The sequence below is a fragment of the Superficieibacter sp. BNK-5 genome (assembly GCF_047456055.1).
Taxonomy (GTDB): Bacteria; Pseudomonadota; Gammaproteobacteria; order Enterobacterales; family Enterobacteriaceae; genus Superficieibacter.
This window is the reverse complement of the sequence record NZ_CP179893.1, coordinates 1755194-1769421: the sequence shown is the minus strand read 5'-3', so window position 1 is coordinate 1769421 and position 14228 is coordinate 1755194. Positions and strand designations below refer to the sequence as shown.

Below are 14228 nucleotides of genomic sequence, written 5' to 3'. Positions count from 1 at the left end.
GCCTCCCAGTTTTTAAATTTTGCCTGCCTGGGGTGTTTTCTTTCGATGAATGTTACCCGTATCATCCTTTCTGAGCACTATTCTTCTGGAAACAGCCCGCGACTCTTAGCCTTATAAGAAGCGACTTGTTGAAGTGCTACTCGCCTTCTGTTCTGAATTACAGCACAAAGGCCCCTTTGCTGCTAAGACAGCAAAGTTACCCATAACAAATTAAAGGCCAGTAAATCATGCCATTAGTCATCGTTGCTATCGGTGTTGTGTTGTTATTGTTGTTAATGATCCGTTTCAAGCTAAACGGTTTTATTGCCCTTATCCTGGTGGCCCTTGCGGTGGGGCTGATGCAGGGAATGCCTGTCGATAAGGTTATTGCCTCCATTAAAACGGGGGTCGGCGGAACCCTGGGCAGCCTGGCGCTGATCATGGGTTTCGGGGCGATGCTGGGCAAACTGCTTGCTGACTGTGGCGGCGCACAGCGCATTGCCACGACGCTGATTGCGAAGTTTGGTCAGAAATACATTCAGTGGGCGGTGGTGCTAACCGGTTTTACCGTCGGTTTCGCCCTGTTCTATGAAGTCGGTTTCGTACTCCTGCTGCCGCTGGTATTTACCATCGCTGCTGCTGCCCGTATTCCGCTGCTTTTTGTTGGTGTTCCGATGGCGGCAGCGCTTTCCGTGACTCACGGCTTCCTGCCACCGCATCCCGGCCCAACCGCGATTGCGACTATCTTCCACGCCGATATGGGCAAAACCCTGCTCTACGGTACGCTGCTGGCCATCCCGACCGTGATTCTGGCAGGCCCGGTCTATGCTAAATTCCTCAAAGGTATCGACAAGCCGATCCCGGAAGGACTGTACAATGCGAAAACGTTCAGCGAAGCGGAAATGCCCGGCTTTGGCGTGAGCGTCTGGACTTCGCTGGTCCCGGTGATCCTGATGGCGCTGCGTGCGGTCGCCGAGATGGTCCTGCCAAAAGGCCATGCGATCCTGCCCTACGCTGAATTCTTCGGCGATCCGGTCATGGCAACGCTGATTGCGGTCATTATTGCGATCTTCACCTTTGGCCTGAATCGCGGTCGTTCGATGGATGATATTAACGACACTCTCACCACCTCGATCAAAATCATCGCCATGATGCTGCTGATCATCGGCGGCGGCGGTGCGTTTAAGCAGGTACTGGTCGACAGCGGCGTGGATAAATATATCGCGTCGATGATGCAGGCCACCAACCTCTCGCCAATCTTTATGGCCTGGTCAATTGCCGCCGTGCTGCGCATCGCGCTGGGATCGGCTACCGTAGCCGCCATCACCGCCGGTGGGATTGTGGCCCCGCTGATTGCGACTACCGGTGCCAGTCCTGAATTGATGGTGATCGCGGTTGGCTCCGGTAGCGTGATTTTCTCGCACGTTAACGATCCGGGTTTCTGGCTGTTTAAGGAGTATTTCAATCTGACGATTGGTGAGACCATTAAGTCATGGTCAATGCTGGAAACCATTATTTCAGTGTGCGGTCTGGTAGGGTGTTTGCTGCTGGCGATGGTGGTGTAAGACCCAAAAAGAACCCGCCGATAAGGGCGGGTTCTTTATTTTTACGTCTTCTTCACTCCAGCCTTACGCCGCTTATCCAAATCCTTAATCAGCTTATTTACGCTCTCATCCGCAAACATTTCTTCAAGCGTTGCAGACAGCTTGCGTCGCCAGTTTTTGTACTGATAGCTGGTCCCCGGAATATTGACCGGTTCCGCCATCTGTAGCCAGTCTTCCGGCTGGAGACCCAGCAGGGCACTGTTGCTGTCAGCAATATAGCGTTGCATTCCGCGATTAAGCGTAGAGGTCATCGACATCCGCGAGGCTTTATGACCGACGCTTTTCGCCAGGCAACCGTGTCGGTGCAGCGCATCCAGTAATCCCTGCTTCGCCAGCTCGCGATCCTGATACAGTTCGCGCAGCACCACCGGGTCCGGATACAGCCCCAGCGTTTTTCCGAGCGTCAGGTCGCCGCTTTCCCAGTAGCCGCGCAGCGTCGGCAGGTCGTGCGTTGCCGCCACGGCCATCGACTGTGCAGGCCACGCTTCCGGCGCGCGGACCGTTTTCTCGTGATCGCTTTCGAAATAGAGCACTTTGTAGGAGTAAACGCCGCTCTTACGCAGCTTGCCGACGATCTCCACCGGTACCGTCCCCAGATCTTCGCCGATCACCATACACTGATGGCGTTTACTCTCCAGTGCGAGGATCGACAGCAGATCGTCAACCGGATAATGCACATATGCGCCATGATCCGCCGTCTCGCCGTAGGGGATCCACCACAGACGCAGCATCGACATGACATGATCGATACGTAGCGCGCCGCAGTCTCGCATATTGGCGCGCAGTAGCAGAATAAATGGCTCGTAGGCGCGAGCGGTGATGACATGTGGATCCATCGGCGGCAGGCCCCAGTTTTGCCCCAGCGGACCGAGGATGTCTGGCGGCGCACCGACCGACGCCTTCAGGCAGTACAGTTCGCGATCGCACCAGGTTTCCGCGCCGCCTTCCGCCACGCCGACCGCTAAATCACGGTACAGACCAATCGGCATGTTCATGCTCTGGCATTCTTGCCAGCAGGCTGCAAATTGCGTACAGGCCAGCCACTGAAGCCACAGGTAAAACTCCACCTCATCCTGATGCGTTTTACAGAATTTTTTCACTTCCGGGGTATCAGTGGACTGATAGACTTCCGGCCAGACCGGCCAGCCCCAGCGCATCGGATCCTCTTTCACCTGCGAAGCGTGCAGGGCATCAAATGCTGCCTGCCAGTAAAGGCTTTCCCCTTCGTCGGTAACAAACTGGCGAAACGCCTGCATTGTGGCGTCATCGTTAGCGCGTTTCACAAACTGTCGCCACGCCATACTTAGCCCGGCCAGCTTCAGCGCCGTGACGGCGGAGTAATCTACCCACTCGCCCTGGCGAGCGCCTTTCAGCTTCTCCTGGGTGGTGGGCATACGCCACCACTCCTGGGCTTCCTCGCTGTGCTGAAAATCCTCAACGGCATTAACGTCGATGTAGATTACATTCAGCCAGCGGCGTGAGGACGGACTGTAAGGGCTGGCGCTCTCCGGATTGGCCGGATAAAGCGCATGGATCGGATTAAGACCGATAAACGCCCCGCCCCGCTTCGCTACCTCAGGCAGCATCGCTTTCAGATCGCCAAAATCGCCAATCCCCCAGTTTTTGCCGGAGCGTAGCGTATAAAGCTGGACGCAGGCTCCCCATAGTTTATGCCCGCTCAGCAGCGCGTCAGGCTCGTGGCAGCGCTGGGGAGCGATAATGACCCGGCAATCCCATTGCTGCGCATCCTGGGATAACGTCAGCGTGTGATACCCTTCCGGCAGACGCATCGGCAGGCTCAGCTTGCTGCCGCCGGCCGCCTGACCTTGATACTGACGGCCTGCTTCCGTCAGTAGCGTCCAGCTAAACTCGCCGCTGCCTTCCACTTCCAGCGCCATCTTCTTGCCGTAGGTATAAACCATCACGTTCGGCACGGGGGTAACGGCCACTTTTGTGGCCGCCGTGTGATGCATGGCATCCAGCAAACGCTGTTTGGTATCGACGCCAATCGACTGCGGCTTACCGTGGGCGTTAATGTAATCAGGGCTTATCCCCGCCGCTAAAGCGGCTCTATCGAGGCGTTTGCGTTCCATAGCTGTCCTTATCGTTTGGCCTGCCAGATACGGCTCTGGTAGTCGCGAATAGAGCGATCGGAGCTGAACATGCCGCAGCGTGCGGTGTTGAGGATCGCCGCGCGGGTCCAGGCTTCCGGGTCACGGTAGAGCACATCGACCTGCTTCTGCGCGTCAACATACGCGGCAAAGTCGGCCAGTACCAGATACGGATCGCCGCCCTGCTTGCCAATACTGTGCAGCATCTGGTCAAAGGCGTGTTTGTCGCCGTCGCTGTATTTACCGCTTTCCAGTTCTTTCAGCACCGCATTCAGTAATTTGTCTTTCTTACGCCATTTCAGCGGATCGTAGCCTTTCGCCTTCAGCGCCTTCACTTCTTCAACGGTATTGCCGAAGATAAAGATGTTTTCATCGCCGACTTTCTCGGCAATTTCCACGTTCGCGCCGTCCAGCGTGCCGACGGTGAGCGCGCCGTTCAGCGCCAGCTTCATATTGCCGGTGCCGGAGGCTTCTTTACCAGCAGTAGATATTTGCTCGGAAATATCGGCGGCCGGGATCAGCATTTCGGCCACAGACACACAGTAATCCGGCAGGAAGACCACTTTCAGTTTGTCGCCTACCAGCGGATCGTTGTTCACCGCCGCCGCGACCTTATTAATCGCCAGAATAATGTTCTTCGCCAGGTAATATCCCGGTGCCGCTTTCGCGCCAAACAGGAACACACGCGGTACGCGGTCTGCCTGCGGATTTTCGCGGATCTCTTTATAGAGTGCCAGAATGTGCAGCAGGTTCAGGTGCTGGCGCTTATATTCATGCAGACGTTTGATCTGGATATCAAAAATCGCCTCAGGACTGATTTCAATACCGGTACGCGCCTTCACAAACGCGGCGAGACGCACTTTATTCGCCCGTTTGATCTCACGATACGTCTGACGGAATTTTTTATCGTCGGCGTACTTTTCCAGCGCAATCAACTGGTCGAGATCGTTCGCCCACTCTTTCTTCAGCGTTTTATCCAACAATGCGGCAAGCGCCGGGTTACACTGTTTGATCCAGCGACGCGGGGTAATGCCGTTGGTGACGTTATGGAATTTGTTCGGCCAGAGCTGATGGTATTCCGGGAACAGATCTTTCACCACCAGCTCGGAGTGCAGAGCCGCCACGCCGTTCACCGCAAAGCCGCTGACCACGCACATATTCGCCATGCGCACCTGCTTGTTATACACCACCGCCAGCTTCGCCCAGACCGCTTCATTACCCGGCCAGGTTTTCTCAACCAGCGTTTTAAAGCGGTTGTTGATCTCATTGATGATCTGCATATGACGCGGCAACAGCGCTTTAATCAGTTTTTCGTCCCAGCACTCCAGCGCTTCCGGCATCAGCGTATGGTTAGTGTAGGCGAAGGTTTTACTGGTGATGGCCCAGGCATCGTCCCAGCTTAGCTGATGTTCATCAATCAACACGCGCAGCAGTTCAGGAATGGCGATGGTCGGGTGCGTATCATTCAACTGGATGACTTCGTAATCCGCCAGTTCGTGCAATTGACGGCCTGCCAGATGATGACGACGCAGGATGTCGGCAACCGAACAGGCGCACTGGAAGTACTGCTGCATCAGGCGCAGCTTTTTGCCCGCCGTATGGTTATCGTTCGGATAAAGAACTTTAGTGAGCTTATCTGCGTCAATACCCTGCTGCTCGGCACGCAGGAAATCGCCGTCATTAAATTTAGTCAGATCGAAAGGATGAGCGTGCGTCGCCTGCCACAGGCGCAGCGGCTGGGTGATGCCGTTGCGGTAGCCCAGCACCGGCAGATCCCACGCCTGGCCAGTAATGATAAATCCGGGCTGCCATGCGCCTTTCACTACTTTACCGCCGATGCCCACCTGCACATCAAGCTGCTCATTATGGCGGAACCACGGGTAGCTACCGCGATGCCAGTCGTCCGGCGCTTCCATTTGGTTGCCGTCGGCGAAAGACTGGCGGAACAGACCATACTGATAGTTCAGGCCATACCCCGTTGCTGCCTGGCCTACCGTCGCCATAGAGTCGAGGAAACAGGCCGCCAGACGCCCGAGGCCGCCGTTGCCCAGCGCCGGATCGATTTCCTCTTCCAGCAAATCGGTCAGGTTGATGTCGTGTGCTTTCAGCACATCGCTCACATCCTGATACCAGCCGAGGTTCAGCAGGTTGTTACCGGTCAGGCGACCAATCAAAAACTCCATAGAGATATAGTTAACATGGCGCTGATTTTCAGCGGGCGCACTGACAGGCTGGGCTGCCAGGCGTTCAGCCAGGGCGCTGCTCACCGCCTGCCACCACTGACGTGGCGTCATTTTCTCTGCGGAATCTAAACCAAAATGCTGCCACTGACGCGTCAGGGCAGCCTGAAATTGTGCTTTGTCGAACGTAGGCTGTGACATAAAGGAACCGGATCCTGTTCAAATGAAAAACGTTAGCGCTAGTTTGCCTGGCTACCCGTCTGGCTTCCTCATCCCGCCAGGGATTAGGCAGGGAGGAGCACCAGGGATGAGCGAAAAATGTGATCGGCACCACTATAACGTTAGCCGCTTACGCCATCCTTGCCGACTATATTGAACAGGGAGGAGCATTCCTTCGCTCACATCTCAGTCTCTACCTTTAACGCACGCAGAACGTTGGCGTAGGTCAAAGAATTGAAATGCCGTTCCGCAAACAAAATGTAAAATAACGAAATGATTTTCCGTATAAAATACCAACAGCGGATTTACTTAAACGTGTTACAGGTTATTTTTTGCTACTCAATATCCAGGAAATTAATTGAGTTAAGAAAATCCTTTCATTGAAAGCGTAATTCTCGCCTTATCAGCAATTCAGCCTAAGCCAGACGCCATGCCTGCTGGCACCGGTTTCATTAAAATAATTCACTTCCTTTAATAATTTGTGACACAGTGCAAATTAAGAAGCACTCAAAAACGACATAACTTGCAATACATTGCAATCTGAACGACTTTAGAGTTATTAATTACGAAGCGCAAAAAAAATCCCGCTTTCTTTTATGCACAGTGAAAGTGATAACTATGTTGATTCCGTCTAAATTAAGTCGCCCGGTTCGCCTTGATCATACTGTGGTCAGGGACCGCCTGTTGGCTAAACTTTCCGGCGCGAACAATTTCCGTCTGATCCTGATCACAAGCCCGGCGGGCTATGGAAAAACGACCCTCATTTCACAATGGGCCGCAGGCAAAAACGATCTTGGCTGGTTTTCACTGGATGAAGGCGATAACCAGCAGGAACGTTTTGCCAGTTATTTGATTGCCGCTATTCAGCAGGCAACGGGCGGCCACTGCAACGCCAGCGAAGCGATGGTACAAAAGCGCCAGTACGCCAGCCTGACATCCCTTTTCGCTCAGCTTTTTATCGAACTGGCTGAGTGGGATCGCCCGCTCTGGCTGGTGATTGATGATTACCATCTGATCACCAATCCGGTGATCCATGAAGCCATGCGTTTCTTCCTGCGTCATCAGCCGGAAAATTTAACGCTGCTGGTGATGTCGCGTAACCTCCCCCAGTTGGGGATTGCCAATTTGCGTGTTCGCGATCAACTGCTGGAGGTCGGCAGTCAGCATCTGGCATTTAATCATCAGGAAGCGCGACAGTTTTTTGAGCGTCGTCTGACCTCGCCGCTGGAAGCCTCCGAGAGCGGCCGTCTGTGTGACGAAGTGGCAGGCTGGGCCACTGCGCTTCAGCTTATTGCCCTCTCCGCCCGGCAGAATAATAACGCGCCGCATCAGTCTGCGCGTCGGTTGTCGGGCATTAACGCCAGCCATCTTTCCGATTATCTGGTCGATGAAGTACTGGATAACGTTGATTTAAGTACCCGTCATTTCCTGCTCAAAAGCGCGCTGCTGCGCTCGATGAACGATGCGCTGATTGTGCGTGTGACCGGGGAAGAGAACGGGCAGATGCGGCTGGAAGAGATTGAACGCCAGGGCCTGTTTTTACAGCGCATGGATGATTCCGGCGAGTGGTTTAGCTATCACCCGCTGTTTGGCAGTTTCCTGCGCCAGCGCTGTCAGTGGGAACTGGCGACCGAACTGCCGGAGCTGCACCGCGCCGCCGCCGAAAGCTGGATGGCGCAAGGCTTCCCGACCGAAGCTATTCATCACGCGCTGGCCTCCGGCGATGCGCCGATGCTGCGCGATATCCTGCTTAACCACGCCTGGGGACTGTTTAATCACAGCGAACTGACACTGCTGGAAGAGTCACTGGCGTCACTGCCGTGGGAAAGTCTGCTGGAGAATCCGCGCCTGGTGCTGCTTCAGGCATGGCTGATGCAAAGCCAGCATCGCTACAGCGAAGTGAATACTCTGCTGGCCCGCGCCGAGCAGGAAATGCAGATTACCATTGACGCTGCGCTGAGCGGCGATTTCAACGCCCTGCGCGCGCAGGTGGCGATCAACGATGGCGATCCGGAAGAAGCCGAGCGTCTGGCGAAAATTGCCCTGGATATGCTGCCCGTCGCCAGTTATTACAGCCGTATCGTTGCCACCTCCGTGCATGGTGAAGTTCTGCATTGCAAAGGGCTGCTGCTGGAATCGCTGTCATTAATGCAGCAGACAGAGCAGATGGCGCGCCGCCACGACGTCTGGCATTACGCGCTATGGAGCATGATCCAGCAAAGCGAAATTCTGTTTGCTCAGGGCTTTTTACAGGCCGCGTGGGAAACGCAGGAAAAAGCCTTCCAGCTGATCCACGATCAGCACCTGGAACAACTGCCGATGCACGAATTTTTGCTGCGTATTCGCGCCCAGCTACTGTGGGCGTGGGGACGGCTCGATGAAGCGGAAAGCGCTGCACGCAGCGGCATGACCGTACTCTCCACCTATCAGCCGCAGCAACAGCTTCAGTGTCTGGCGCTGCTGGTTCAGTGCTCGCTGGCGCGCGGGGATCTGGATAACGCACGCAGCCAGTTAAACCGACTGGAGAATCTGCTGGGCAATGGCCCTTACCACAGCGACTGGGTATCAAACGCCGATAAAGTGCGGGTAATTTACTGGCAGATGATCGGCGACAAAAAGTCTGCCGCCAACTGGCTACGCCAGACGCCAAAACCGGAATTTGCCAATAACCATTTCCTGCAAAGTCAGTGGCGCAACATCGCCCGCGTGCAGATCCTGCTTGGCGAAACCGGCCCGGCGGAAATGGTGCTTGAAGAGTTAAACGAAAACGCGCGCAGCCTGCGCCTGATGAGCGACATCAACCGCAACCTGCTGTTGCTGAACCAGCTTTACTGGCAGGCGGGCCGTAAAAACGAGGCGCAGAATGCCTTGATGGAAGCGCTGACCCTCGCCAATCGCACCGGTTTTATTAACCATTTTGTCATTGAAGGCGAGGCGATGGCGCAGCAGTTACGCCAGTTGATTCAACTCAACACGCTGCCGGAGCTGGAACAGCACCGGGCGCAGCGCATTCTGCGGGATATCAACCAGCATCACCGACATAAATTTGCCCATTTTGACGAGAACTTCGTCGAACGGTTGTTAAATCATCCGCAGGTGCCTGAACTGATCCGTACCAGTCCGCTGACCCAGCGCGAGTGGCAGGTGCTGGGGCTGATCTATTCCGGCTACAGTAACGATCAGATTGCCGGAGAGCTGGACGTCGCGGCGACCACCATCAAAACGCATATCCGTAATCTGTATCAAAAGCTCGGCGTCGCGCACCGGCAGGACGCGGTGCAGCATGCGCAGAAGCTGTTGAAGATGATGGGTTACGGGGTGTAGGCAATTCTCGTATAGCGTTTCTATGTACAGAGCGTATAATCGTATATACATTCACTATACGATCTCTATGATGAAACCTGAAACCAGAGAAGCTCCGATCAATATCCGGGCAAAAGCATCCCAACGGGACTTGATTGACATGGCCGCCAACCTCGTATCGAAGTCGCGCACCGACTTCATGCTTGAGGTGGCCTGTCGCGAAGCGCAGGATATCCTGCTTGATCAACGTCTGTTCGTGCTTAATGACGAACAATACGACGCCTTTCTGGCAGAACTGGACGCTCCCATTACGGCTGAGCGTCAGGCCCGTATTGATGACTTGATGAGCCGTAAGTCGCCATGGGAATAACCGCGCCGGAACCGCTATCTATCAGCCATTGCACCGCAGAATTTTGTTGTGCGGAACCCGGCCTTAATGAGTGGCTAAAAAAGAGAGCCTTAAAAAATCACAGCAATGGCATTTCGCGTGTCTACGTTGTCAGCGACAAAGAGACTCAGCAGGTTATTGCTTATTATTGTCTCTCAACCGGTAGCGTACAGAGAAATATGGCACCGGGCGCTTATCGACGTAATGCCCCGGAATCGCTCCCGGTAATCATTCTGGGCAGACTGGCGGTCGATCAGGCGTGGGCAGGCAAAGGACTTGGCGCAGCGCTATTAAAAGATGCCATCTATCGCACTGAAAATATTACCCATCAGGTTGGCGTCAGAGCATTAATGGTTCAGGCGCTGGATGACAATGCACGAAATTTCTATATAAAATTCGCTTTCGTGCCGTCACCCGTGCAGCCTCTGACGTTACTCTATCCTATAAAAATATAGGTCCCTGTTACCCTTTTCCCTTAACCGTCACCCGCGTCATCCCGCCCTCTTCCTCCAGGCTAAACGTCACCGGCAAAAACTGCCCGACCACAGCGATATTGGTTAACAGATGAGAGGAAGCCTGCGCCACGGTGAACGCGCCTTCTCCTGCCAGCGCCAGCGGGAGGATCAGTTGATCGGCGAGATATTCGCCCACCGCCGCCTCGCTCGCCAGATAGCGGCGAGCCTCTGTCACCAGCTGGTTCGCCACTGCTTCGGCGCTCATCCGTTTCTCACCAAAAGCGATAAACCGTTCCGTTACGTGAGTGCTTTCGATCTCAAGCGAGACGGTGTTTCCCGATCCCCTGTCGCCCGGCAGCATCTGAATACTCTGCTCAGCCAGCGAAAAATGCGCCGCCAGCACGTCGTTTTCACGCTGGCCGACGTGATGAGGTACTCCGGCCAGTAAAACGTCGGCTTTCATGCCCACAATCTGGCCGGTGATCATCGATAAGCTCAGCGCCGAACGTAAGATCTGCCCGCCGCCTTCTCCCTGCGCGCCATTCAGCGCAATTGTCCTTTGCATCGTATTATCCTTTAACGCACACCACCTGACGCAGCGTATGTACAACTTCAACCAGGTCGGCCTGAGCAGACATTACCGCTTCGATATCCTTATACGCCATCGGAATTTCATCGATCACATCGGCATCTTTACGGCATTCCACATGAGATGTCGCGCGGATCTGATCCTCAACGCTGAACAGCTTTTTCGCTTTGGTACGGCTCATCACGCGTCCTGCGCCGTGGCTACAGGAACAGAATGATTCTTCGTTACCCAACCCGCGGACGATAAAGCTTTTCGCGCCCATCGAACCGGGAATAATACCGTACTGTCCGGCGCGCGCCGACACCGCCCCTTTACGCGTTACGAAGATCTCTTCACCAAAGTGCTGCTCTTTCTGCACATAGTTATGGTGGCAGTTGATCGCTTCCATGCTGAGCGTAAACGGCTTAGCGATCGCTTTATGCAGCGCGGCGACTACGTTTTCCAGCATCGCTTCACGGTTGGCGCGGGCATAATCCTGCGCCCAGCCGACGGCTTTAACATAATCGGCGAAATGTTCGCTTCCTTCTTCAAAATAAGCCAGATCGCGTGACGGCAGATTAGCGATATGCTGTTCCATATCTTTCTGCGCCATTTCGATAAAATAGCTCCCGATGGCGTTGCCAATTCCGCGCGATCCGGAGTGCAGCATCACCCACACCCGATCCGCTTCATCAAGGCAGATTTCGATAAAGTGGTTACCGGTTCCCAGCGTTCCCAGGTGCTTATAGTTATTGGTGTTCAAAAAACGCGGGTACTTTTGCGTCAGCCACTGGAAACCTGGCTGCAACGTCGCCCACTGCGCATCAACGTTGGCAGGCGGGTTTTCCCACGCGCCAACGTCACGCCGTCCGCGTCCGGTAGTACGCCCGTGCGGCACGGCCGCTTCAATGGCACTACGCAACTGAGCCAGACTATCCGGCAGATCCGCCGCCGTTAAGCTGGTACGCAACGCGTTCATTCCGCAGCCGATATCCACCCCAACTGCCGCCGGGATAATCGCCCCTTTGGTCGGGATCACGCTACCAATAGTCGATCCTTTTCCCAGATGCACATCAGGCATTACCGCCACATGGCTGAAAATAAACGGCATTTTGGCCGTATTAATCAACTGCTGACGGGCATCGTCTTCTACCGGTACGCCGTGGGTCCACATTTTTACCGGGGCGTTTGAGGTGGTCATTGTTTCGTAAGTCATGCGGGTTCCTTTTATTCGCTTTATTACATGACTACTGGAGTGCAATTGAGATGCCAAAGAGGGGGGATAAAAATAAAATTTTTATAAGCGAATGAAATTTATAACATTATAAAAAAACAAGCGATTAAGGATAATATCAGAGAACGTAAAACCGCGATAAATCACGATAGTCTATTATCGTGATTTATCTTGCAGGATAGGGAAATTTCTTAGCACAGCTCCAGCTGCACTTTATGTTCAGCAATCACCTGCATCACCCCCGCGGGCGGCATAACATCGGTATAAACCGCGTTCACCATACTGATGCTGCCCATATTCACCATCGCGTTGCGGCCAAATTTCGAATGGTCCACCACCAGCATCACGTGGCGTGAGTTTTCGATAATCGCGCGTTTGGTGCGCACTTCGTGGTAATCAAACTCCAGCAGCGAGCCGTCGCTGTCGATGCCGCTAATGCCGAGGATGCCAAAATCGAGACGGAACTGGGCGATAAAATCCTGCGTCGCCTCGCCGATAATCCCGCCGTCGCGGCTGCGCAGCTCGCCGCCAGCGAGGATGATGCGGAAATCATCCTTCACCATTAGCGTATTCGCCACGTTCAGGTTATTGGTGACAATACGCAAATTGCTGTGTTCCAGCAGCGCATGCGCCACCGCTTCCGGCGTGGTGCCGATATCGATAAATAACGTTGAGCCGTCCGGGATCTGTTCAGCCACTTTGCGAGCGATACGCTCTTTCTCAGCCGTCTGCGTCGCTTTACGGTCATGCCACGAGGTGTTGACCGAGCTGGAGGGTAGCGCCGCGCCGCCATGGTGACGCAGAATCAGGTTCTGATCGGCAAGGTCGTTGAGATCGCGACGGATGGTCTGTGGGCTGACGGAGAAGTGCTCCACCAGTTCTTCAGTGCTGACATATCCCTGCTTTTTTACCAGTTCGATAATCGCACTGTGACGCTGTGTCTGTTTCATGAATAATCCCTGGAAAATTATGTTCGTTTTCGCGCATTCTGCGAATCAACAAAGGCCATCGCCAGCCCTACCAGCAACCCGGCCACGTGAGCACCGTTCGCAATCGACATACCGAAGAGATCAAACCAGCCGGCAATTAGCCATATTAAAGCAAAGCCTATCAAACCACGCGGTAAAAAAACGCCACTCTGCGGATCGCGTTCGCCCCGCAGCCATGCATAGCCCATCAGGGCATACACCACGCCAGATAACCCGCCAAACCACGGGCCACTGAAATGATACTGCACAAATCCGCTCAACAGGGCGCTGATGACGGTGATCACCACCAGCTTGCCGCTGCCCAGACGCTTTTCTACCGTGCCGCCAAGATACCACCACCACAGTAGGTTAAAGAGAATATGCAGCACAGAGAAGTGCATCAGGGCATGGGTAAAGTAGCGCCAGACGTCAAATTTCAGGGAGGGATCGTAGGGCCAGGCCAGCCATATCATCACCGGCTGGTCGCCAATGATGCTCATCAGCAGAAATACCAGTATCGTGATGACGAGAATACCGAGCGTAAACGGCCCGGCGTTCTCCCTGAGCGTGGCAAGGAACGGAAAACGGCGATAGTGCAAACCACTGTTGGTCTGCCCCGACTGCCAGCTCGCCGCCAGATAACGCGGATCCGCCGGGTTTTCCATAAATCGCGCCAGCTCAGCCTGCACACGCGCGGCCTGACTTTCATCCGCCAGCCAGATATCCCACTGCGTATGTTGCTGGATCGTCAGTACAACGCCCTGCGTCGCCATATAGTCTACAAACGCCTGCGCGATGCGCGGGTTACTAAAAGAGGTGATCATCAACATACTGGCGGTCGCTTATTCCACACAAAAGGGGACAGTATAACGGCTAAAACAGCGTGCGCTCCACTTCTGCCGGGAAATGGCGATGCCAGGCGTCAAAGCCACCATCCACGCTATAGACGTGATCGTAGCCTTGTTGCAAAAGATACTGCGCGGCACCTTTACTGCTGTTGCCGTGGTAACACATTACCATCACCGGGGTTTCGGGGTCCGTTTCGCGCATAAACGCGCCAAGCGTGTCGTTAGTCAGATGAAAAGCGCCCGGCGTATGGCCCAGCGCGTAACTTTGCGGATCGCGGATATCCACCAGCACGGCGCTTGCCTGATGCAGTTTTTGATGGGCTTCTTCAACATTAATACATTCAAAATGGTCCATAGTTTCTCTTTCTGAC

10 protein-coding genes and 1 pseudogene are annotated in these 14228 nt (G+C 54.4%); 4 read left to right on the top strand and 7 right to left on the bottom strand.

All coding sequences use genetic code 11. From position 1 onward, the window contains the following. Positions 1 to 227: 227 nt before the first annotated feature. On the top strand, positions 228 to 1544 hold the full coding sequence (gene gntT, locus ACMGGS_RS08420; RefSeq protein WP_414165745.1) for a gluconate transporter: 1317 nt from the start codon (positions 228 to 230) through the stop codon (positions 1542 to 1544). Positions 1545 to 1585: 41 nt separating this feature from the next. Here gntT and malQ read toward each other — a convergent pair whose 3' ends face one another. After that, entirely contained in the window at positions 1586 to 3676 is a 2091-nt protein-coding gene (malQ, locus tag ACMGGS_RS08415) for a 4-alpha-glucanotransferase (protein ID WP_414165744.1), read from the bottom strand. Between the two features lie 8 nt (positions 3677 to 3684). Then, on the bottom strand, positions 3685 to 6075 hold the full coding sequence (malP, locus tag ACMGGS_RS08410; RefSeq protein WP_414165743.1) for a maltodextrin phosphorylase: 2391 nt from the start codon (positions 6073 to 6075) through the stop codon (positions 3685 to 3687). A 636-nt stretch (positions 6076 to 6711) separates the two neighbouring features. Here malP and malT point away from each other — a divergent pair. The 3 genes from malT to ACMGGS_RS08395 all read left to right on the top strand — a co-directional run bounded on the left by malT (position 6712) and on the right by ACMGGS_RS08395 (position 10239). Then, positions 6712 to 9417, top strand: a complete 2706-nt coding sequence (gene malT / locus ACMGGS_RS08405) for an HTH-type transcriptional regulator MalT (RefSeq protein WP_414165742.1) — start codon at positions 6712 to 6714, stop codon at positions 9415 to 9417. A 70-nt stretch (positions 9418 to 9487) separates the two neighbouring features. Then, positions 9488 to 9766, top strand: coding sequence for a DUF1778 domain-containing protein (locus ACMGGS_RS08400; RefSeq protein WP_414166229.1), 279 nt, complete (start codon positions 9488 to 9490; stop codon positions 9764 to 9766). Beyond that, positions 9757 to 10239, top strand: coding sequence for a GNAT family N-acetyltransferase (locus tag ACMGGS_RS08395; RefSeq protein WP_414165741.1), 483 nt, complete (start codon positions 9757 to 9759; stop codon positions 10237 to 10239). The genes ACMGGS_RS08400 and ACMGGS_RS08395 overlap by 10 nt, the downstream gene beginning before the upstream one ends. A 7-nt stretch (positions 10240 to 10246) precedes the next feature. Here the strand turns inward: ACMGGS_RS08395 and ACMGGS_RS08390 are convergent. From ACMGGS_RS08390 to glpE, 5 genes and pseudogenes are all read right to left on the bottom strand, one after another. After that, positions 10247 to 10717, bottom strand: a pseudogene (locus ACMGGS_RS08390) (RNA 3'-terminal phosphate cyclase); the annotation flags it as partial. Between the two features lie 91 nt (positions 10718 to 10808). Next, positions 10809 to 12023, bottom strand: coding sequence for an RtcB family protein (locus tag ACMGGS_RS08385; RefSeq protein ID WP_414165740.1), 1215 nt, complete (start codon positions 12021 to 12023; stop codon positions 10809 to 10811). A gap of 209 nt (positions 12024 to 12232) precedes the next feature. After that, entirely contained in the window at positions 12233 to 12991 is a 759-nt protein-coding gene (locus ACMGGS_RS08380) for a DeoR/GlpR family transcriptional regulator (protein ID WP_176919398.1), read from the bottom strand. Positions 12992 to 13008: 17 nt separating this feature from the next. Next, positions 13009 to 13839, bottom strand: a complete 831-nt coding sequence (glpG, locus tag ACMGGS_RS08375) for a rhomboid family intramembrane serine protease GlpG (RefSeq protein WP_414165739.1) — start codon at positions 13837 to 13839, stop codon at positions 13009 to 13011. 43 nt (positions 13840 to 13882) lie between these two features. Then, a complete protein-coding gene (glpE, locus tag ACMGGS_RS08370; protein WP_176919400.1) occupies positions 13883 to 14212 on the bottom strand; it encodes a thiosulfate sulfurtransferase GlpE in 330 nt (109 codons plus the stop codon). Positions 14213 to 14228: the final 16 nt, after the last annotated feature.

Excerpts from the sequence above, each read along its gene's own strand:
- gntT (WP_414165745.1), top strand. The coding sequence starts at position 228 with ATGCCATTAGTCATCGTTGCTATCGGTGTTGTGTTGTTATTGTTGTTA.
- malQ (WP_414165744.1), bottom strand. The coding sequence starts at position 3,676 with ATGGAACGCAAACGCCTCGATAGAGCCGCTTTAGCGGCGGGGATAAGC.
- malP (WP_414165743.1), bottom strand. The coding sequence starts at position 6,075 with ATGTCACAGCCTACGTTCGACAAAGCACAATTTCAGGCTGCCCTGACG.
- malT (WP_414165742.1), top strand. The coding sequence starts at position 6,712 with ATGTTGATTCCGTCTAAATTAAGTCGCCCGGTTCGCCTTGATCATACT.
- ACMGGS_RS08400 (WP_414166229.1), top strand. The coding sequence starts at position 9,488 with ATGAAACCTGAAACCAGAGAAGCTCCGATCAATATCCGGGCAAAAGCA.
- ACMGGS_RS08395 (WP_414165741.1), top strand. The coding sequence starts at position 9,757 with ATGGGAATAACCGCGCCGGAACCGCTATCTATCAGCCATTGCACCGCA.
- ACMGGS_RS08385 (WP_414165740.1), bottom strand. The coding sequence starts at position 12,023 with ATGACTTACGAAACAATGACCACCTCAAACGCCCCGGTAAAAATGTGG.
- ACMGGS_RS08380 (WP_176919398.1), bottom strand. The coding sequence starts at position 12,991 with ATGAAACAGACACAGCGTCACAGTGCGATTATCGAACTGGTAAAAAAG.
- glpG (WP_414165739.1), bottom strand. The coding sequence starts at position 13,839 with ATGTTGATGATCACCTCTTTTAGTAACCCGCGCATCGCGCAGGCGTTT.
- glpE (WP_176919400.1), bottom strand. The coding sequence starts at position 14,212 with ATGGACCATTTTGAATGTATTAATGTTGAAGAAGCCCATCAAAAACTG.